17 protein-coding genes are annotated in these 18,627 nt (G+C 67.4%); 7 read left to right on the plus strand and 10 right to left on the minus strand.

The window, feature by feature from the left end; genetic code table 11:
* Window positions 1-158: 158 nt before the first annotated feature.
* Window positions 159-701, minus strand: coding sequence for an Lrp/AsnC family transcriptional regulator (locus tag EYW49_RS07610; protein ID WP_131307848.1), 543 nt, complete (start codon window positions 699-701; stop codon window positions 159-161).
* Between the two features lie 228 nt (window positions 702-929).
* On the opposite strand from EYW49_RS07610, the gene EYW49_RS07615 reads away from it, so the two are divergent.
* Genes EYW49_RS07615 through buk form a run of 7 tightly spaced genes read left to right on the plus strand, consistent with a single transcriptional unit; the run spans window position 930 to window position 6,291 of the window.
* Window positions 930-1,673, plus strand: coding sequence for a nucleotide-binding protein (locus EYW49_RS07615; protein WP_131307850.1), 744 nt, complete (start codon window positions 930-932; stop codon window positions 1,671-1,673).
* 14 nt (window positions 1,674-1,687) lie between these two features.
* On the plus strand, window positions 1,688-1,915 hold the full coding sequence (locus tag EYW49_RS07620; RefSeq protein ID WP_131307852.1) for a 4Fe-4S dicluster domain-containing protein: 228 nt from the start codon (window positions 1,688-1,690) through the stop codon (window positions 1,913-1,915).
* A 10-nt stretch (window positions 1,916-1,925) separates the two neighbouring features.
* Window positions 1,926-2,993, plus strand: a complete 1,068-nt coding sequence (gene vorB / locus EYW49_RS07625; RefSeq protein WP_131307854.1) for a 3-methyl-2-oxobutanoate dehydrogenase subunit VorB — start codon at window positions 1,926-1,928, stop codon at window positions 2,991-2,993.
* Window positions 2,990-3,724, plus strand: a complete 735-nt coding sequence (locus tag EYW49_RS07630; RefSeq protein ID WP_131307856.1) for a thiamine pyrophosphate-dependent enzyme — start codon at window positions 2,990-2,992, stop codon at window positions 3,722-3,724. Before vorB ends, EYW49_RS07630 begins: the two co-directional genes overlap by 4 nt.
* Window positions 3,725-3,735: 11 nt before the next feature.
* The gene (locus tag EYW49_RS07635) at window positions 3,736-4,293 is read left to right on the plus strand and encodes a 2-oxoacid:acceptor oxidoreductase family protein (RefSeq protein ID WP_131307858.1); all 558 of its coding nucleotides are present in this window, start codon (window positions 3,736-3,738) and stop codon (window positions 4,291-4,293) included.
* Window positions 4,290-5,210, plus strand: a complete 921-nt coding sequence (locus EYW49_RS07640; RefSeq protein ID WP_131307860.1) for a bifunctional enoyl-CoA hydratase/phosphate acetyltransferase — start codon at window positions 4,290-4,292, stop codon at window positions 5,208-5,210. The genes EYW49_RS07635 and EYW49_RS07640 overlap by 4 nt, the downstream gene beginning before the upstream one ends.
* Window positions 5,203-6,291, plus strand: a complete 1,089-nt coding sequence (gene buk / locus EYW49_RS07645) for a butyrate kinase (RefSeq protein WP_131307862.1) — start codon at window positions 5,203-5,205, stop codon at window positions 6,289-6,291. The genes EYW49_RS07640 and buk overlap by 8 nt, the downstream gene beginning before the upstream one ends.
* 45 nt (window positions 6,292-6,336) lie before the next feature.
* Here the strand turns inward: buk and EYW49_RS07650 are convergent, their stop codons facing one another.
* From EYW49_RS07650 to EYW49_RS07690, 9 genes are all read right to left on the minus strand, one after another.
* Window positions 6,337-7,770, minus strand: a complete 1,434-nt coding sequence (locus tag EYW49_RS07650; protein WP_131307864.1) for an HlyD family type I secretion periplasmic adaptor subunit — start codon at window positions 7,768-7,770, stop codon at window positions 6,337-6,339.
* Between the two features lie 15 nt (window positions 7,771-7,785).
* Window positions 7,786-9,903, minus strand: a complete 2,118-nt coding sequence (locus EYW49_RS07655) for a type I secretion system permease/ATPase (RefSeq protein ID WP_131307866.1) — start codon at window positions 9,901-9,903, stop codon at window positions 7,786-7,788.
* 113 nt (window positions 9,904-10,016) lie between these two features.
* Window positions 10,017-11,747 (minus strand): C2 family cysteine protease, encoded by a 1,731-nt coding sequence (locus EYW49_RS07660; protein ID WP_131307868.1) that lies wholly within the window; start codon window positions 11,745-11,747, stop codon window positions 10,017-10,019.
* 406 nt (window positions 11,748-12,153) lie between these two features.
* Window positions 12,154-12,627, minus strand: coding sequence for a peptidoglycan-binding domain-containing protein (locus EYW49_RS07665; RefSeq protein ID WP_131307870.1), 474 nt, complete (start codon window positions 12,625-12,627; stop codon window positions 12,154-12,156).
* Window positions 12,628-12,894: 267 nt separating this feature from the next.
* Window positions 12,895-13,719, minus strand: coding sequence for a carbohydrate ABC transporter permease (locus tag EYW49_RS07670; protein WP_131307872.1), 825 nt, complete (start codon window positions 13,717-13,719; stop codon window positions 12,895-12,897).
* Entirely contained in the window at window positions 13,716-14,597 is an 882-nt protein-coding gene (locus tag EYW49_RS07675) for a carbohydrate ABC transporter permease (RefSeq protein WP_407695467.1), read from the minus strand. Before EYW49_RS07675 ends, EYW49_RS07670 begins: the two co-directional genes overlap by 4 nt.
* 160 nt (window positions 14,598-14,757) lie before the next feature.
* The gene (locus tag EYW49_RS07680; RefSeq protein ID WP_131307876.1) at window positions 14,758-16,050 is read right to left on the minus strand and encodes an ABC transporter substrate-binding protein; all 1,293 of its coding nucleotides are present in this window, start codon (window positions 16,048-16,050) and stop codon (window positions 14,758-14,760) included.
* Entirely contained in the window at window positions 16,047-17,123 is a 1,077-nt protein-coding gene (locus EYW49_RS07685) for an ABC transporter ATP-binding protein (protein ID WP_131307878.1), read from the minus strand. Before EYW49_RS07685 ends, EYW49_RS07680 begins: the two co-directional genes overlap by 4 nt.
* A 159-nt stretch (window positions 17,124-17,282) precedes the next feature.
* Window positions 17,283-18,344, minus strand: a complete 1,062-nt coding sequence (locus EYW49_RS07690; RefSeq protein ID WP_131307880.1) for a YncE family protein — start codon at window positions 18,342-18,344, stop codon at window positions 17,283-17,285.
* Window positions 18,345-18,627: the final 283 nt, after the last annotated feature.

The raw sequence follows: 18,627 nt of genomic DNA on the forward strand, positions 1-18,627 counted from the left end.
GATTGGTGACGCGGGCGATCGAGGCGAGGCGCCGGCGGCAGACGGCACAACCCACGACGAGGTCATCGATGGCGTGACGCGTTCGAAGGCCGCGGAAAGATCGGCGCCCCCGAGGGCGAAGCTGCCACCGCCGCTCGCCCGAGCCGGCGGCGCGAGCGTCAGTCCCCGGCGGCGTGATGGCTGTGCAGGAGCAGCGGGTCGATCGAGCTGGACTCCTTCAGCGCGCGCAGGCCGAACGTCGAGCGGGTGTGTTGAATGCCGGGAATCCGGTAGAGGCTCTCCCGGATGAAGCGCTCGTAATGCTCCGTCCCGGAGACGATGACCTTCACGAGGTAGTCGTAGTCGCCCGTCGTGAGATAGGCCGAGACGACCTCGGGTATCCGCACGAGGGCATCGCCGAAGGCGCCGATGATCTTGTCGTCGTGCTTGTTCAGCGTGATCTCGATGAAGACCACGTTGGCGAAGCCCATCGCCTTGTGGTTCAGAACCGCCTCGTAACGGTCGATGAAACCGCCCGCCTCGAGACGTTTCAGCCGGGTCCAGCACGGCGAGGACGAAAGCCCGACCTCGGTTGCGAGCTCGTTGATGGTCAATCGCCCATTGCGCCGCAGCGCCGACAGAATCCGGCGATCCATGAGGTCGTAGGCCGGAGCCTTCTCGGTCGGCGCCCCCTCGGAATGAACGTTCTTCGTTCTGGCCATTCTCGCAGATCCTATCCCGACAAATCCGCCGTTTGACCGAAGCACAGCATAAATTCGGGGGCAAGACCCGCTAAATACAGATGGTTCCGTTCTGCGATGGAGTCTTCCGTGAAAGACGCCCCGATCATCGCCGCCGCGACCATCGAGACCGTGAGGGACGGCGCCTGCGCCTGCCTCTGCGGACCGATCGCCGCCGTCGGCCCCGGTCGGGGATGAGGAGCGGCGCCCATGGCCTTCGACATCCCCGGTTCGAACCGAAGGAATGAGAAGGCCGGCGCCTCCGACGCGCCATTTCTGCAACTGGCCCGTCCACCCCGGCGCCTCTTCGTCTTCCTCGGCGAGGCCGGGGCCGGAAAATCCGAGATCGCGATCAATCTCGCCTTCGCCCTCGCCGGCGCCGGCCACCCGGTCCGTTTCTTCGATCTCGACCAGACCAAGCCCCTGTTTCGCTCGCGCGAAGCGGCCGGGGCGATGCGGGCGGCGGGGATCGTCGTCCACGGCGAAGAGCAGCAGCTCGATGCCCGCACCGTGCCGCCGGGCCTGCGCGACCGTCTCGGCGACGACGGCGGCCGGGTGATCGTCGACGTCGGCGGCGACGCCCAGGGCGCGACCATGCTCGGGCAGATGGCCGACGTCTGGCGCGACGACGTCGCCGCCTTCCTGGTGGTCAATCCCTACCGCATCTTCGCCGAACCGCAGCTGGTGGCCGACGCCCTCGCGGCGATCGATCGGGCCGCCCGCGTGCCGGTGACCGGAGTCGTCGCCAATCCCAATTTCGGCGCGGTCACCACCCTCGCCGACGTCCTCGACGGCGCCCGCGCGGTCGAACGCCTGATCGCGGGGACCGGCTACCCGATCGCCGCGGTCGCCGCCCCCGCCCCCCTCGCGGCGAGGGTCGCCGCCGCCCTGCCCGAATCCCTCGTCCTGCCGATCACCCGCCGGATCGTCACCGCCTGGGACGAAGCCGCCTGAACCGGAGACCGACTATGGCCACGCATGTCGCGATCGACAGAGACCTCTGCAAGAGCTGCGGCTACTGCGTCGATGCCTGCCCGCAGCAGCAACTGCGCATCGGCAAGGCCCTCAACGCCGCCGGTTACCGGGTGGTCGAAGTGCTCGACGAACGCGAGTGCACGGCGTGCAAGACCTGCACCGTGGTCTGCCCCGAGGCGGCGATCGGCCTCGAGAGCTTCGACCTTCTCGAAGCGGCGTGAGGAGGATGCCATGGACCGCGCATTCCTGAAGGGCAACGAGGCGATCGCCGAAGCCGCCGTACGGGCCGGCTGCCGGTTCTTCGCCGGCTATCCGATCACCCCGCAGAACGAAATTCCCGAATACTTCTCCCGCCGCATGCCGGCGGTCGGCGGGGTCTTCGTCCAGGGCGAGAGCGAACTCGCCTCGATCGCCATGGTGATGGGCGCGTCCTGCGCCGGTCGCCGGGCGATGACCTCGTCGTCGAGCCCGGGCATGTCGCTGAAGGCCGAGGGCATCTCGACCATGGCCGGCGCGGCGGTCCCGACGGTGATCGTCGACGTCGCCCGCACCGGCGCCGGCACCGGCCACATCTATCCCGGCCAGAACCAGTACGCGATGGCGACCAAGGCGCCCGGCCACGGCGGCTTCAAGGTGATGGTCTTCGCCCCCTCGACCGTCCAGGAAGCGGTCGATCTGACCTATGCCGCCTTCGACTATGCCGACCGCGACCGCAACCCGGTGATCGTGCTCGCCGACGGACTGATCGGCGGCATGATGGAGGCGGTCGAGCTGCCGCCGATGCGCGACGACGGGCCCGATCGCCGCGACTGGGTCCTCGACGGCGCCAAGGGGCGGCCGAAACGGGTGGTTTCGTCGATCATCTGGGACGGCGCCGAGCTCGAGGCCTTCCAGGAGTCCCGCGCCGCCATCTACCGGCGCTGGGCGGCGAACGACGTGCGCTTCGAGACCCGCGAGCTCGACGACGCCGAGATCGTCGTGGTCGCCTACGGCACCGCGGCGCGGGTCGCCGGTACCGCCTTGAAGACGCTGCGGGCCGAGGGCATCAAGGTCGGGATGATCCGGCCGATCACCGTCTCGCCCTATCCCTTCGCGGCCTTCGACGCTCTCGACTACCGCCGGGTCCGCCACGTGTTGTCGGTCGAGATGTGCGTGCCGGCGCTGATGGTCGAGGACGTCGAGCGCGCCGTCGGCCGGCGGGCGACGGTGTCGAGCTTCGGCCGCGGTGGCGGTCACGTCCTGTCGCCGGCCGAGGTCGCGGCGGCGGTCCGGCGGCTGGTTCCGGGAGACGCGTCATGAACATGATCTATCACAAGCCCGAAGCCCTCGAAGGCCACATCAGTTCCTATTGCCCGGGCTGTCTGCACGGCGTCGCCCATCGTCTGGTCGCCGAAGTGATCGACGAACTCGGCATCCGGGAGCGGACCCTGGCGGTGCTGCCGATCGGCTGCGCCACCCTCGGCACCAACTACTTCAACGTCGATCTGGTCGTCTCCAACCACGGCCGCGCGCCCGCCGTGGCGACCGGCTACAAGCGCTCGCGGCCGGAGAACATCGTCTTCACCTATCAGGGCGACGGCGACCTCGCCTCGATCGGTCTCGGCGAGATCCTGCACGCCGCCAATCGCGGCGAGAATTTCACGACGATCTTCATCAACAACGGCATCTACGGCATGACCGGCGGCCAGCTGGCGCCGACCTCGCTGGTCGGCCAGAAGGCGACCACCGCCCCGGACGGCCGCGACCCCAAGACCATGGGCTACCCGCTGCACATGGCGGAGCTGATCGCCCAGCTCGAGGCGCCGGTGTTCGTCGCCCGCTTCTCGCTGCATCGCGCCGCCTACATCCTCAAGGCCAAGGCGGGGATCCGCAAGGCTTTCGAGAACCAGATCGCCGGACGCGGCTTCTCCTTCGTCGAACTGCTCAGCAACTGCCCGACCAACTGGGGTCTGAGCCCGGCCGAGAGCCTCGACCACATCCGCGAAAAGATGATTCCGGTCTTCCCGTTGAAGACCTTCAAGACCATCTGAGGACCCCCGCCATGGAAAACAGCTTGCTCGTCGGCGGTTTCGGAGGCCAGGGCGTGGTGCTCATCGGCCAGTTGCTCGGCTATTCGGCGACCGAAGCCGACCTCCACGCCACCTTCTTCGCCTCCTACGGCGCCGAGATGCGCGGCGGCACGGCCAACTGCACCGTGCTGATCTCCGACGACGAGATCGGCTCGCCGGTGGTCTCCGAGGTCGACACGGTGATCGCCCTCAACGAGCCGTCGCTCGCCCGCTTCGAGAGCTGGGTGAAGCCCGGCGGCACGATCATCGTCAATTCTTCGATGGTGACCCGCGCGGTCGGACGCAACGACGTCAAGGCCGTCTACGTCGCCGCCAACGACATCGCCCACGACCTCGGCAACGACAAGGCGGCGAACATGGTGATCCTCGGCAGCTACATCGGCGCCACCCATGCGCTCGATCCGGCCACCGTCATCCGCACGATGCGCGCCAAGATGGCCGCCAAGGCGCCGTTCCTCGCCTCGAACGAGGCGGCGATCCGGGCGGGCTTCGCGCTCGCCGATCACCCGGTGCGCGAGGCGGCGGAATGAGCTTCGCCCATTTCTCCGAGCTCTTGGAGCACATCCGGGCCCGGCGCAGCCCGCGCCGTCTCGCCGTCGTCGCCGCCGACGACCCCCACGCCCTCGAAGCGGTGCTCGACGCCGTCCGCGACGGGGTCGTCGAGCCGATCCTGATCGGCGACGCCGCGGCGATCGCGATCCTGCTGCGCCGGCTCGGCGAACGCCCCGACCGTTTCCGCATCGAGGACGTCGCCGACCCGACCGCCGCCGCCCGGCGCGCGGTGGCCCTGGTCCACGTCGGTGAGGTCGATCTCCTGATGAAGGGCCGGCTCGAAACCGCGACGCTGATGCACGTCGTCGTCGACCGGTCGAGCCGCCTGCGCACCGCGCGCGTCATGTCGCACCTCGCGGTGCTGGAGATCCCGACCTATCACAAGCTCCTGGCGATCACCGACGTGGCGCTCAACCTCGCCCCCGACGTCGAGCAGAAGCACCAGATCACCCTCAACGCCGTCGAAGCCCTCGCCGCGATGGGCGTCGTTCGGCCCAAGGTGGCGGTGATGGCCGCCGCCGAGGAGCTCAATCCGAAGCACCTCGACAGCCTGGATGCGGCCGAACTCAAGCGCCGCAGCCTCGCCGGCGACCTCCCCGGCTGCCTCGTCGAGGGGCCGATCTCCTACGATCTGGCCATCGATCGCGAGGCGGTGACCTTGAAGCGCTACGCCAGCCCGGTGGCCGGCGACGCCGATCTCCTGGTGGTGCCGGGGCTGACCGCCGGCAACCTGCTGGTCAAGGCGCTGATGTTCTCGGCCGGCGCCAAGTTCGCCGGTCTGGTGCTCGGCGCGAAGGTGCCGGTGGTGATGACCTCGCGCTCGTCCACCGCCCTCGACAAGCAGATGTCGATCGTCCTCGCGGCGGCCGCGACCCGGGAGCTGGTCCATGGCTGAGGCACGCCGGATCCTGGTGATCAATCCCGGCTCGACCTCGACCAAGGTCGCCGTCTACGAGGACACCCGCGAGATCTTCCGCGTTTCGCTGGAGCACCGCGCCGAGGACCTCGCCACCTATCCGACCGTCGCCGCCCAGTACGAGATGCGGCGCAGCGCGGTGCTCGACGCGCTCGCGGAAGCCGGCATCGCGGTCGAGACGCTCGACGCGATCGCCGCCCGCGGCGCCGCGCTGCCGCCGCCGCTCGAGGGCGGGGCCTATCGGATCGACGACGCGATGGTCGAGATCCTGTGTCGGCGCCCGGTGATCGAACACGCCTCCAACGTCGCCGCGCCGATCGCCCACGACCTCGCCCGGCGGCTCGGCATCCCGGCCTACATCTACGATTCCGTGGTCGCCGACGAACGCGACCCGATCGCCCGGCTCTCCGGGCTGAAGGAACTGCCGCGCATCAGCCTGAGCCATGTCCTCAACATGCGCGCCCAGGCGATCAAGGCCGCCGAGCAGATCGGCCGCCCCTATCGCGATCTGACGCTGATCGTCACCCATCTCGGCGGCGGCATCTCGTCGTCGCTCCATCGCGGCGGGCGGATGATCGACAACGTCTCGGAGGACGAGGGGCCGTTCTCACCGGAACGCGCCGGCCGCGTGCCGCGGCGTTGGCTGATCGACCTCTGCTACGCCGGCACCCACGACCATGCCACCTTGCGCCGGATGCTCTACGGCCGCGGCGGGCTCGTCTCCTATCTCGGAACCTCCTCGGCGGTCGAGGTCGAGCGACGCATCGCCGCCGGCGACGTGGAGGCCGAGCTGGTCTATCGCGCGATGGCGCAGCAGATCGCCAAATCGATCGGCGAATTGGCAACGGTGGTCGCAGGATCCGTCGACGCGATCGTGCTCACCGGCGGCATCGCCCATTCGGCGCTGCTCACCGGCTGGATCGCCGAGCGGGTGTCGTTCCTCGCCCCGGTCCTGGTCCTGCCCGGCGAGAACGAACTGGAATCGCTCGCCCATGGCGTCCTACGGGTTCTCTCCGGCCGAGAGCCGGCCAAGGACTACGCTCCGCCCTGCCCGGCGTGACCTCCGCCGGGCCGCGCGGAACCGCACCGGAAGCGCCGCCGCGTGTCACCGCTCGCGCACCGCGTCGTGGCCGATCTCGCGCAGCGGCGACAGCAGGAAGTCGATCAATCGGCGGTGCCCGGTGGCGATCTCCGCCTTGACCGCCATGCCCGGCAGCAGGGCCGCAGGACGCCCGTCGACCTCGAAACTCCCGGGATCGACGAGGGCGATGTGGACGGTGTAGCGCAACCGCTCGCTCCCCTGGACCCAATCCGTCTGGTCGGCGGTGCGTTCGCCACCGGCCCGTGTCGCGCCGTCGCCCACCGTCGCCTCGGCGTCGCGGTCGATCGACACCACCTTTCCCCGCATCAACCCGTAGCGGGTGAAGGGGAAGGCATCGATCTTCAACTCGACCGACTGGCCGGCCGAAATGAAGCCGACGTCGCGATTCTCCAGCACCGCCTCGATCGCGATGCCGCTCACCGCCGGAACGATCGACAGGAGCTGTTGGGCCGGCGTCACCACGCTGCCGACCGCCGCCGGCCGCAGTTGCTGCACGGTGCCGTCCATCGGCGCGCGCAGGGTGGCGAGGTCGAGGCGTCGGGTCGCCTTGGTGAGGGCCTCGGAGGCGATGCGGATCCTGTCGACCGCGCGCGCACGCTCGTTCATTGCCTCGACCCGGGATTGGGCCAGCGCCGCCTCGCGCCGACGCGCGATGCCGACGATCGCCGCGTCGAGCGCCGCGACCTTCGCGCCGGTGATCTCCAGTTCGGAACGCATGTCGATCATCTGCTGCTGGCTCTGCAGCTTCAGCGGAATCGACGAGTTGCCGAGGGCCGCGGCCGCGCCGTGGATCTGCGCGAGCTGTTCGACCAGCGGCAGCGTCTGCTTCAATTTGTCGACCGTCAACTCGAGCGACACGCGTTCGGCCGTGCGCTGCCGGCTCTCGGCGTCGAGCCCGGCGACCTGGGCCGCCAGGGCCGCGACCTGGGCGGCGAGCTGGGTCCGCGCCCGCTCCCGGTCGTTCGCCGTCGCGGCCGCGATCGTGGAGAAGTCGGCGGCGGAGTTCCCGTCGAGGAAGGCGGTGAGGCGCGCCTCGTCGAGCCGGGCGGCGACGAGATCGGTTTCGGCGTGGTCGCGCTCGGCGCGCGCCGCGGTCTTGTCGAGCTCGATCAGTGGATCGCCCGCGGCGACCGTCTGACCGTCACGGATCAGCACGGCTTCGATCGTCGCCGTTTCGACCGGCTGGACCACCACCGTCCGGGTGTGGGCGACGATCTTGCCGGAGGCGACCGCGACGATGTCGACCTCGCCGACGATCGCCCAGCCGAGGGCGGCGAAGGCGGCGAGCGACACCGCGAGCAGGATCCGGCGCCCGAGCGGATTGGGCGGCGTCTCCATCACCTCCAGCGCCGCCGGCAGAAAGGCGCGTTCCAGGCTCGCCTCCTCCGGCGTGCCGACGAGGCGCAGAGGCGGGCGGCGCACGGGATTGACGGCCATCATCGAGCGATCTCCTCAGCGGCCTGTCGACTGGATGCGATTGAGGGCGGCATAGCGACCGTTCTTCGCCACCAGATCGTCGTGACTCCCGTCTTCGACGATCCGCCCGTCCTCGATGGTCAGGATGCGGTCGGCGCTGCGCACGGTCGACAGGCGGTGGGCGATGACGATCACCGTGCGACCGGCGACGATCTCGCGCATGTTCGTCTGGATGATGCTCTCCGACTCGTAGTCGAGGGCGGAGGTCGCTTCGTCGAAGATCAGGATGCGCGGATCGCCGACCAGCGCCCGCGCGATGGCGATGCGCTGACGCTGACCACCCGACAGCGAAACACCCCGTTCGCCGATCGACGTGTCGTAACCGCGCGGCATGCGGACGATGAAGTCGTGGGCCCCGGCGAGGCGGGCCGCGGCGATCACCCGCTCGATCGGCATCGCCGGATCGATGAGGGCGATGTTCTCCCGGACCGATCGGTTGAACAGGACGTTCTCCTGCAACACCACGCCGATCTGGCGGCGCAGCCAGGCGGGGTCGAGCAGGGTCGCGTCGGTGCCGTCGACCAGCACCCGCCCCGACTCCGGCTGGTAGAGTCGTTGGACCAGCTTGGCGAGGGTGCTCTTGCCCGAGCCCGACGCGCCGACCACCCCGATCACCTGACCGGCGGGGATCGAGAGGGTCAGGTCGCGCAGGACCGGCGGTCCATCGATCCCATAGCGGAACGTGACGCGTTCGAATTCGATGCGGCCGTCGAGTGGCGGCCGATCGTCGGAGGCGGTGGTCGCCGGCTCGACCGGCGTGTCGAGAATATCGCCGAGCCGCTCGACCGACAGCCGGACCTGATGGAAGTCCTGCCACACCTGGACCAGCCGCAGCACCGGCCCACTCACCTGCGAAGCGAGCATGTTGAAGGCGACGAGTTCGCCGACCGTCAGCCGGTTGGCGATCACCAGCCCGGCGCCGAAGAACAGGGTCGCCGCACCGACGCACTTGTTGATCAGATTGGCCGACTGGGTCGCCCAGTTGCCGATCGAGGTGGCGGCGAAGGCGGCGGAGACATAGGCCGCGAGTTGCTCCTCCCACCGTCGGCGCATCTGCGGCTCGACGGCCATCGCCTTGACCGTCTCGATGCCGGTGACGCTCTCGACCAGAAACGCCTGGTTCTCGGCGCCACGCCGGAACTTCTCGTCGAGACGGCGCCGGAAGGCCGGAGTCGTGACGATCGACAGCAGCGCATAGAGCGGCAGGCTGCCGACCACGATCCACGCCAGCGTCGCGCTGTAGAGGAACATCACCCCGATGAACACGGTGCCGAAGGCGAGATCGAGCACCAGGGTCAGGCTGGAGCCGGTGATGAACTGGCGGATGGTCTCGAGCTCGCGCACCCGGGCGACGCTGTCGCCGACCCGCCGCGCTTCGAAATAGGCGAGCGGCAGGCGGACGAGATGCCCGAACACCCGCGCCCCGAGTTCGACGTCGATCCGGTTCGACGTGTGGCTGAACAGGTGGGTCCGGAGGCCCGACAGCAGGGCGTCGAAGGCGGCGATCAGCACGAGCCCGGCGACCATCACTTCGAGGGTCGAAAAGCCGCGATGCACCAGCACCTTGTCGATGACCGTCTGGAACACGATCGGCGTCGCCAGGGCGAACAGCTGGACGACGAAGGAGGCCAGCAGCACCTCGGCGAAGATCGACCGGTACTTTCGCACCGCCCCCCAGAACCACGAGAGGTCGAACCGACGGCCGGGATCACCGAGCGCGGCGCGTTTGGCGAGCAGGATCAGATCGCCCGACCATTCGCGCTCGAAGTCGGCGAACGGGACCAGCCGCGGGACCGGATCGGCAGCGCCCTGAACGAGCACCCCCTCCTCCGCCGTGACCCGGCCGATCACCACGTAACGGCCGTCGGTGAGCCGGGCGATCGCCGGAAGCGGCGTCTTCGCCAGCCGCCGGATCGAGGAGCGGGCCCGACCCGCCTTGACCGGAAAGGCGCGTGCCGCCCGAATGAGATCGTCGAGGTCGAGCGCATCGGATCGACCGGTCGCGTGACGAATCGCTCCGGGATCGGCGACGATGCCGATCAGTCTGAGGGCGAGCGCCAATGCCCAGGCACCCTGATCCGCTTCGACGTGCATGAACGCGTCCCCTGTCGTGTCGAGGGGAGCATCGCTTATTCCACTTAGAGCCCGGTTAAGACGCGCTCCGAGCTCGCGATGGCCGCCGGCGGCCGGCGACGGGGCGTTCTCGTTCAACCGAGCGGCGAGGCCAGGGTCGAGGTCGTGACGGAGGTGAGCGACATCGCCACCATGGCGGTCGAGCTGGTGCCGCTGGTGACCGAGGCGATCGACTGAGCGAACAGTGTCGCCGTGGCTTCGAGCGAGATACCGACCGTCGGATCGGTCGCTCCGCCCGCCAGATCGGCGACCGCCTTGACCGTCGAAGTCGTGCCGGTCGACGAGGTCTTCGTGGTGGCCATCGTGCCGGCGCCGACGTTGTCGACGGTGATCACGTCGCCGGCGGCGAGCAGGGTCGCAAGGCTCACCTCGAAGGTCGTCGCCCAGGTCTGGCCGGGCTCGGTGCCCCAGGGGTTGCGGACCTGCAGCAGGCCGGTCGCGCCGTCCCAGCCGTAGATCGACATGGCGTGTCCGGCGACCAGCGTGGTCTTGCCCGAGGAATCTCTGGCATTGGTGTAGGACGACAGGACGACGTCGTCGCCGGCCGCGATGTCGGCGATCAGTGTGTTCAGGACCGAAGCGTTCGACAAGCCGGCCGAATAACCCACCCGGCTCAGAGACGAATTGTAGACGTTGCAGGTCCAGGACCCCTTGGCCGAGCAGAAGTCGGTGATCTGCGAGGCGCCGGTGATCTCTTCGAGGGCGTATTCGGGGGCGCCGCCGTTGCCGATCGTCGTCCAGCTGTTGCCGTAGTTGTAGATGTTGCCGGTCACCGTGCCGGAGGTCTGCAGTTCGGCATAGGCCTTCTCGGCGAGACTCGCCCAGACATCGGTGCCGCAATAGTTGAAGATGGTGCCACCGTTGGCGAGGCTGGTATTGACCGTCACCCAGGTGGCACTGCCGTTGACGTAGAACTTGACGCCGTAGCTGCCGTTGCCGTTGTCGGTGAACATCGATTTGATCAGCGACGAATTCTGGTCGGCGACCTCGGCCAGACTGGCGAGCAAGAAGCAGTCACCGATGAAGCCCTGATTGACGTCGTTCATGGTCGGGCCGGACGACGCGAACAGCGGCTTCGACACCGCCGAATAGGAGACGGTATAGGTACCGTAGCCGCTCAGCGTGAACCGGCTGGCGGGCAGATCGGAGCCGAGGAACCACTTGCCGATCAACTCGTTGAGCTGGGTCGCGGTCGACCCGGCGGCGAGGTTGCCGAGCGCCACGGACGTCGCGGCCCCACCCGTCCAGGTGGCGTTGGCCTTCGATCCGCCGACCAGCGAACCGGCCAGCGCCGTCAGATAGGCGGAGGTGGAGACGCCGTTGGCGAGATCGGCGACGAGGGTCTTCAGATCGGCGAACTGGGTCGCGCTGAGCGTCGACTTCGCCGAGGTCAGCGACGAGGCGACGTCGGAAAACACCTTGACCAGTTCGGCGTAGGTGATCGTGCCGTCGGCGACGGCGGTGGCGACGTCGCTCTGGATCGCCGCCGTCTTGATCGAGCTCACCCAGGCGGGGAGCTTGGTGGCGGTCGGCGTGGCCGTCGCCGTCGGGGTGGTCGACGCCGTGACGACCGATGGCGTGGTCGTCTTGAGCGTGGTCGTCGTGGCGGCGACCGCGAGACCGAAACCGAAGGCCGAGCCATCGGCGACCGTGACGGCCGATGCGAGTGCATCCACGCCGCGTGCCGGTTGAGAGGAGATCAGCCCATCGGCGAGGTCGAGCAGCGTCTCCTCGCTGGACGACGACCCGAGGTCGGTCGATTTCGCGGATTTCTGACGATCGAACTTCGCGAACATGTACGACATCGGATCCGACTCCGGTGAAAAGGGGGTGCGACTTCGCGAGGCGTCGCTCGGCCAAGAGTCGCATCATCGGTGCCGGAACTTGAGAAGAAGCATTCGAAATCGTGAAAATTGCGCCTTTCGGCCTCGATCGAGCGCAAGACCCGAGTCGAGGCGTCGATGTGCGGAGACCGATCGAAGTCCGAGGGCCTCGCCCACCGACAATTCGGAGTGAACGGAGCCTCGGGCCGGAGTCCTCCCCAGGAAGACGACCGCGCCTGACTTTCCGTGTTGCCGACAAGGCGTCGGAATACCTGTGACCGAGGCACACGCAACCCGATTGCGCGTGCCGCGTGGCCACGGCGACGAGCGACCGCGCGCTCTCCGCGGGCTGTGTCCCGAGGGAACCGTCTACATTCGCCTCGAACGCTCAGAGGTCCGTGCGGCTGAGAGCCTTCTGAAGGGCCGCTGCGAGCGCGGGTGGGCAATAGCCGTCGGTGGGGATACCGCGCATGACCGCGTTGAGTCGTTCGATGCTGAGCTGATTGACTCCAAATCCCGTCGCTCTGCGGACGTAATTCTCCAAGAGAGCATCCAACTTGAAATTCTTATTTCCAGATGTGTGGTGATCGAATGGTTCGGGAAGCGGGCTGATGTAGCCGTCGTGCACGACCCGCCGAAATGTATTCTGCTCCATGGCGCGCATGACCGCACTGGTTCGCGGCCCCCAATAGCCGTCCACTTCCGTGAGTTCGTAACCCAGTTCAAAAGTATACGACCAATACACGAGGAGATATTGCGCGAACCGCACGTCGTCCCCATGTGATCCAGGGCCAATCTGCCGGTCGATGTTCCAATAGAGCCAGCGATTCTTATCCGACGACAACAGGATCAGCACATGCATCTCGAACACTCCCATACCATGGGCCGCGGCGCATTTCATCTGCGAGACTACGCGTAAATACGGTGATTGGCGAGCCCGCTCGCGCCGACGGTCGGGTCGAGGTCAGGGTCGAACGCGTGGCCGCTCTCCGAACGACGACCTGCATCTGCGTCATCGGGCGCAGGCTCGCCAACTCGGAACCGCCCCCCATACCCGGACAGGCCCCCGACCGACGATCCATCGGTCGCCACGCGTCGCCACGCCGAAGACCGTTGCGACGGTGGCCGCTCAACGGATGCCGGCCCGCATGAACGACTGAACGAATTGGCGCTGAAAAATCAGGAAGGCGCCGAGCAAGGGACCGGCGGTCATCAGGGTCGCGGCGGTGATCACCGACCAATCGATCCCCTGGTCGACCGAAGAGAACACCGAAAGGCCGACCGTCAGCGGCCGGGTCTCGACGGAGTTGGTGATGATCAGCGGCCACAGGAAATTGTTCCAATGGTAGCTGACCTGGACCAGGCCATAAGCGACGTAGATCGGCCGGGCCGCCGGGACATAGACACGCCACAACACCCCGAAGGTGCCGCAACCTTCGATGCGGGCGGCTTCCTCGAGTTCCTTCGGCACGGTCTTGAAGGTCTGACGCAGGAGGAAGATGCCGAAGGCCGAGGTGAGATAGGGCAGCGCGATGCCCCACAGCGTGTCGACCGCGCCGAGCATCTTCATCGTGCGGTAGTTGACCACCGCCAGGATCTCCGGCGCGATCATCAGCTGCAACAGGATCAGCGCGAACAGGACATCGCGGCCGCGGAACTCGAGGCGCGCCAGGGCGAAGGCCGCCATGGTGCAGAGCACGATCTGCGCCGAGACGATCACCGTCACCAGAACGATGGTGTTGAGGAAATAGCGGGCGAAGGGCGCGGCGATCCAGGCGCGGCGGAAGTTGTCGAGCGACAGCGGCGCCGAGAGATCGAAATGGGTGGCATAGGCCGGCGGGTGGAAAGCCGTCCAGATCGCATAGACCAGCGGCAGCAGCCACAGGATCCCGACGGTCCAGGCCAGGGCGGTGTCGACGGCATGGGCGACGTGAGCGAGGGGCGTGCGCTTCATCGATAGTGCACTCCGCGCCCGGCGACGAGAAACTGAATCAGCGCCAGGGTCGACAGAATGGCGATCAGCACGATGGTCAGCGCCGTCGCCTGACCCTGGTCCCAGAACTTGAAACCGACTTCGTAGAGGTGGAACAGCAGCACGTTGGTGGCGTTGTCGGGGCCGCCGCCGGTCATCAGGAAGATGTGGTCGATGGTGCGGAAGGCATTGATCACCGCGTTGACCAGGATGAACAGCGTCACCGGCTTCAGGAGTGGCCAGGTCACCCGCCGGAAGAACGTCGATCGCGAAGCGCCTTCGATCGACGCGGCCTCCCGGAGATCGGGCGAAATCTGCTGGAGGGCGGCGAGATAGAAGATCATGAAGAACCCGGCTTCCTTCCACACCGTCACGACCATGATCGCGGCGAGCGCCGAGTGCGGATGGCCGAGCCAGTTCGTGGCCGAAAAGCCGAAGAGATGGGCGATCTGATCGAGCAGGCCGTAGCTCGGCGTGTAGAAGAACAGCCAGATGTCGGCGACGGCGATCATCGGCAGCACGGTCGGGGTGAAATAGGCCATCCGCAGCAGACCGCGGCCGGCGATCTTGCCGTCGACCCACAATGCCATCAGGAGCGCGAGGGCGATCGACGCCGGGATCGTACCGACCGCATAGATCGCGTTGTTGACCATCACCTTCCAGAAGATCGGATCGGCGGCCATGTCCTGGTAGTTGGCGAGGCCGACGAAGCGCGACGGCCGAGCGCCCTTGGGCGTCGAATAGAAGCTGTCGATCAGGGTGCGCACCACCGGGACATGGGTGAAGGTGGCGAAGAGCACCACCGACGGCAGGAGCAGCAGCCAGGCCTCGATCGACTGCGGCCACACCCGCCGGCGCACGGGGCGCCGTGCGCCGGAGCGTGCCGATGCGGTCTCGATGGGTGTGGCGTCGCTCACCGCGCGGCACCCCTCCGACGGTCCGAGAAACGGGGCTCGCGGCCGACCCCTGGGGATCGGTCGCGAGCGGCGGGGGCGCATCGGGCGCGGCCGCGGACGGCGTTCACCGATAGTCCTTGAGGATGCGTTCGGCCTCGGCCTGCGCGTCCTTCATCGCCTGCGCGGGCGACTTGGCGAGGGTCAACGCGGCCTGGAGATTGTCGTTGAGCGCCTTGGCGACGCGCTGATTGTCGTGGGTCGAGAGCTCGGCGACCGACACGGTGAGTTGGTCGCGGGCGACCGCCGCCTGGGGGAAATCGGCCAGATAGGCCTTCATCGCCGGAGTCTCGAAGGCGGCGGGCGACACCGCGACATAGCCGGTGGCGATCGACCACTGGGCGGCGCGTTCCGGGGTGGTCATCCACTTGGCGAATTCGACCACGGCCTTCTGCTGCTCGGGGCTCGAGCCCTTGAACAGATAGAAGTTGCCGCCGCCGGTCGGGCTGCCGCGACGCTGCTTGGCCGGCAGCATGGCGACGCCGAAGGGGAAGCTCGCGTTCTTGCGGACGTTGGTGAGGTTGCCGGTGGTCTGCCACATCATCGCGGTCTTCCCCTCGAGGAAGTCCTTGGGCGTGGTGCCCCATTCGACGATGCCGGCCGGATGGACCTTGTCCTTGGCGGCGAGATCGACCCAGTACTGCAGCGCCTCGACCACTTCCGGCGCATCGAAGGTGATCTTGTTGCCCGCCTGGTTCATCAGCTCGACGCCATTGGGCGTGGTCAGGCCCTGGAAGAGCCAATAGGGGAAGCCCGACGACGGGATCTCGACGCCCCACCTGACGACGTTGCCGTTTGCGTCGCGCTTGGTCAGCTTCGCCGCGAAGTCGCGCATCTCGGCCCAGTTCGCCGGCGCCTTCTCCGGATCGAGACCGGCCTCGGTGAAGGCCGCCTTGTTCCAATAGAGCACGATGGTCGAGCGCTGGAACGGGATGCCCCAGGTCTTGCCGCCGGTCTGGCTGTTGGCCATGAAGGCCGGGTAGAAGGACGAGAACCACGCTTGGGCGTCGGCTCCGGCGGCCGCGTCGAAGGGGATGACGGCGTCTTCGTCGATCAGGGTGAACATGTCGGTGGACAGCGCGATCGCGGTGTTCGGGGCATTGCCGCCCTTGGCCGCGGTCAGGATCTTGGCGATCGTGTCCTGGTAGGAGCCGGAATAGACCGCCTCGACCTTGATCTGCGGATGGTCCTTCTCGAAGTCGGCGACCATCCCGTCGATGATCTTGGTGACCGGACCGCCGACCGCGACCGGATAATAGAACGTGATCTTGGTCTCGGCGGCCGACGCCGCCGGAGCGAGAGCGAGACCGGCGACGAGGGTCGCGGCGGTTGCGAGCAGGGTGCGACGGGTGGGGGTCATGCGCGGACACGCTCCTGTGGGGCGATTGGGTGTGGTTGGTCGAGCCGACGACCGCTGGCGACGTCGAAACGATGTTCGTGGAAGTCTTCCCAGGCGAGGCCGACGGCGTCCCCGACGCGAGCGCCGACCCGCCCGGGGAGGCGTGCGGCGACACTGCAGCCGTCGGCGAGGACCACCGCCACGACCGTGTCCGCACCGAGATATTCGACGCTCGCCACCACCCCGTCACGATCCGTGCCCCGGGGCGGGGCGAGGCGCACGTGCTCGGCCCGGACGCCGACGACGATCTCGTCGACGTGACCATCGATCCGCTGGGGTGCCAGGAGGTTCATGGCCGGAGCGCCGATGAAGCGCGCGGTGAACATCGTCGCCGGACGTTCGTAGAGGTCGGCGGGTACGCCGTTCTGCTCGATCCGGCCGTCCTTCATCAGGATCACCCGGTCGGCCATGGTCATGGCTTCGATCTGGTCGTGGGTGACGTAGATCATCGTCATGCCGAGGCGCTGTTGCAGGGCGCGGATTTCCAGGCGCATTTCGCCGCGCAACTGGGCGTCGAGATTGGAGAGCGGCTCGTCCATCAGACAGATCGGCTGCTCGCCGACGATGGCGCGCGCGAGCGCGACCCGCTGCCGCTGGCCTCCGGAAAGCTGCGACGGTTTACGATCGAGATAATCCGACAGTCCGGTGAGGGCCACGACCCGCATCAACCGGTCCGCGCGTTCGGCCTTGGGCACGCCGCGCACCTTGAGACCGAAGACGATGTTCTCGGCGACGTCGAGGTGAGGAAACAGAGCGTAGGACTGGAACACCATCGAGATGCGCCGGTCTTTGGGCGGCATCGCGACCACGTCCGCATCGTCGATCAGAATGCGCCCGAAGTTCGGTTCCTCGAGCCCGGCGATCAACCGAAGCGTCGTCGATTTGCCGCAGCCCGACGGCCCGAGCAGGACGCACAATTCGCCGGCACCGACTTCGAAGGCGATGTGGTCGACGACGACCCGCCCGTCGAACGCCTTGGTGAGATGTTCGACACGCACTCCGGACAATGAAGTCTCCACCACGGTCGCTCGCATCGGCGCGTCGACCGACGGTCGGCCGCAACGGCGCCGAGCCGTCGTCCGTGCAATAGAGCCGCACCATCACAGTTTCATGTCACCGATGACGTCGAACGGGCCCCGCGACGGCCGTCGGTGCCGCCGCCGGGTCCGACGACCGAGCGGCGGCGCCGTTCGTCACGGACGACCGTATTGGAGAACGGAGAACGTGTTCTTGGTGAACCCGTTCGGATAGTAGGGCGCGATATAGGCGAGGTTCTTCTTGGTCGCGTCGAAGACGGGCTCCGCGGCGATCGAGAACAGGTCGCCGGTCGCCGGATCGAGCGCGATGGTCTTGGCCATCGGCCGCGTCCCGATCACCTCGTTCAGGGTGTAGGTGTCGGGATTGGCCTGCTCGAAGACGATGAGATGGGCGCCGATGCCGTTGGTGACGTAGACGCGCTTGCGGGCCGCGTCATAGGCCACGCCGTCGTTGCCGGGGCTGGTCGGGGCCTTGAAGACGATGTCCCCGGTCTCCGCATTGGCCACCACGAACATCGGTTCCGTGAAGGCGCCGCGGCAGCCGATCATCAGGCGCTTGCCGTCCTTGTCGTAGTCGAGGCCGGTCGGCTGTTTGCAGGGAACCGCGAAGGACGCGGTGATGGCCAACGTGCCGAGATCGACGCGGACGATGGAGTTGAGGTCCTGTGCGGCGACGAAGACCCCGCCCTTGCCGTCGACCACCGAATTCTCGAGCTTGGCCGACGGCGCATCGATCTCGCCGATCCGTTTGCGCTCCGGCATCTGGTAGACGGCCACCTTCGAACTGGTCTTGTCCTTACCGGGCAATCCGAAGACCGCGAGGCGTTTGGTGGTCGGATCGTAGCGGGTCGAATCGAGTTCCTCGCCGACCTTGATCTGTTCGACGACCGAGAGATCCGAGGGCTTGAACACGGTGACGGTGCCGTCGCCGTTCTCGGAGAAGCCGAGATCGAGTTCCGGGGCGACGGTGGCCCCGTTCGACGACTTGGTCTTCTCGACGAGTGAAACCTTGCCGCCGTTCGCCAGATCCACCACCTGCAGACCCTCGGCGCGATGGCCGATGAACAGTTTGCCGGCGGAATAGGTGACGTAGTCGAAGCCCGAACCTTCGCTCGGAATCGGAATCTCGCGTTTGAGATGATTGCCGTCGCGTGCCGCAACCGGCGTCGCCGCGATGATCGCCAACGATACGAAGACCGTCTTCGAAGTGATCGACATGGTGTTTCCCTCGCCTCGTGATGCTTCTGGGTCGATCCGCCCGGTGGGGTCGTCGGTACCGGTGCGAAACGACGGGAGTTCTGCGACGACGCCGGAGAGATCGGACCTCCCGGCGTTCGCTGCATTCGCAGAAACACGCAAACGACGTGCCGTCCGCGAGGTCACCGGCGACGGGCTGACCACACAGGGGAATTCGCCGCGGAGGCTCGCATCGCGCATCACCGATGTCCGGAAGTCCGGAAATTTGCCTGTTTGGGGTTCCGGATTTCCGACCCTCGCGGCG

Source organism: Siculibacillus lacustris (genome assembly GCF_004328075.1).
Classification (GTDB): domain Bacteria; phylum Pseudomonadota; class Alphaproteobacteria; order Rhizobiales; family Ancalomicrobiaceae; genus Siculibacillus; species Siculibacillus lacustris.

Excerpts from the sequence above, each read along its gene's own strand:
- EYW49_RS07610 (WP_131307848.1), bottom strand. The coding sequence starts at position 701 with ATGGCCAGAACGAAGAACGTTCATTCCGAGGGGGCGCCGACCGAGAAG.
- EYW49_RS07615 (WP_131307850.1), top strand. The coding sequence starts at position 930 with ATGGCCTTCGACATCCCCGGTTCGAACCGAAGGAATGAGAAGGCCGGC.
- EYW49_RS07620 (WP_131307852.1), top strand. The coding sequence starts at position 1,688 with ATGGCCACGCATGTCGCGATCGACAGAGACCTCTGCAAGAGCTGCGGC.
- vorB (WP_131307854.1), top strand. The coding sequence starts at position 1,926 with ATGGACCGCGCATTCCTGAAGGGCAACGAGGCGATCGCCGAAGCCGCC.
- EYW49_RS07630 (WP_131307856.1), top strand. The coding sequence starts at position 2,990 with ATGAACATGATCTATCACAAGCCCGAAGCCCTCGAAGGCCACATCAGT.
- EYW49_RS07635 (WP_131307858.1), top strand. The coding sequence starts at position 3,736 with ATGGAAAACAGCTTGCTCGTCGGCGGTTTCGGAGGCCAGGGCGTGGTG.
- EYW49_RS07640 (WP_131307860.1), top strand. The coding sequence starts at position 4,290 with ATGAGCTTCGCCCATTTCTCCGAGCTCTTGGAGCACATCCGGGCCCGG.
- buk (WP_131307862.1), top strand. The coding sequence starts at position 5,203 with ATGGCTGAGGCACGCCGGATCCTGGTGATCAATCCCGGCTCGACCTCG.
- EYW49_RS07650 (WP_131307864.1), bottom strand. The coding sequence starts at position 7,770 with ATGGCCGTCAATCCCGTGCGCCGCCCGCCTCTGCGCCTCGTCGGCACG.
- EYW49_RS07655 (WP_131307866.1), bottom strand. The coding sequence starts at position 9,903 with ATGCACGTCGAAGCGGATCAGGGTGCCTGGGCATTGGCGCTCGCCCTC.
- EYW49_RS07660 (WP_131307868.1), bottom strand. The coding sequence starts at position 11,747 with ATGTCGTACATGTTCGCGAAGTTCGATCGTCAGAAATCCGCGAAATCG.
- EYW49_RS07665 (WP_131307870.1), bottom strand. The coding sequence starts at position 12,627 with ATGCATGTGCTGATCCTGTTGTCGTCGGATAAGAATCGCTGGCTCTAT.
- EYW49_RS07670 (WP_131307872.1), bottom strand. The coding sequence starts at position 13,719 with ATGAAGCGCACGCCCCTCGCTCACGTCGCCCATGCCGTCGACACCGCC.
- EYW49_RS07680 (WP_131307876.1), bottom strand. The coding sequence starts at position 16,050 with ATGACCCCCACCCGTCGCACCCTGCTCGCAACCGCCGCGACCCTCGTC.
- EYW49_RS07685 (WP_131307878.1), bottom strand. The coding sequence starts at position 17,123 with ATGCGAGCGACCGTGGTGGAGACTTCATTGTCCGGAGTGCGTGTCGAA.
- EYW49_RS07690 (WP_131307880.1), bottom strand. The coding sequence starts at position 18,344 with ATGTCGATCACTTCGAAGACGGTCTTCGTATCGTTGGCGATCATCGCG.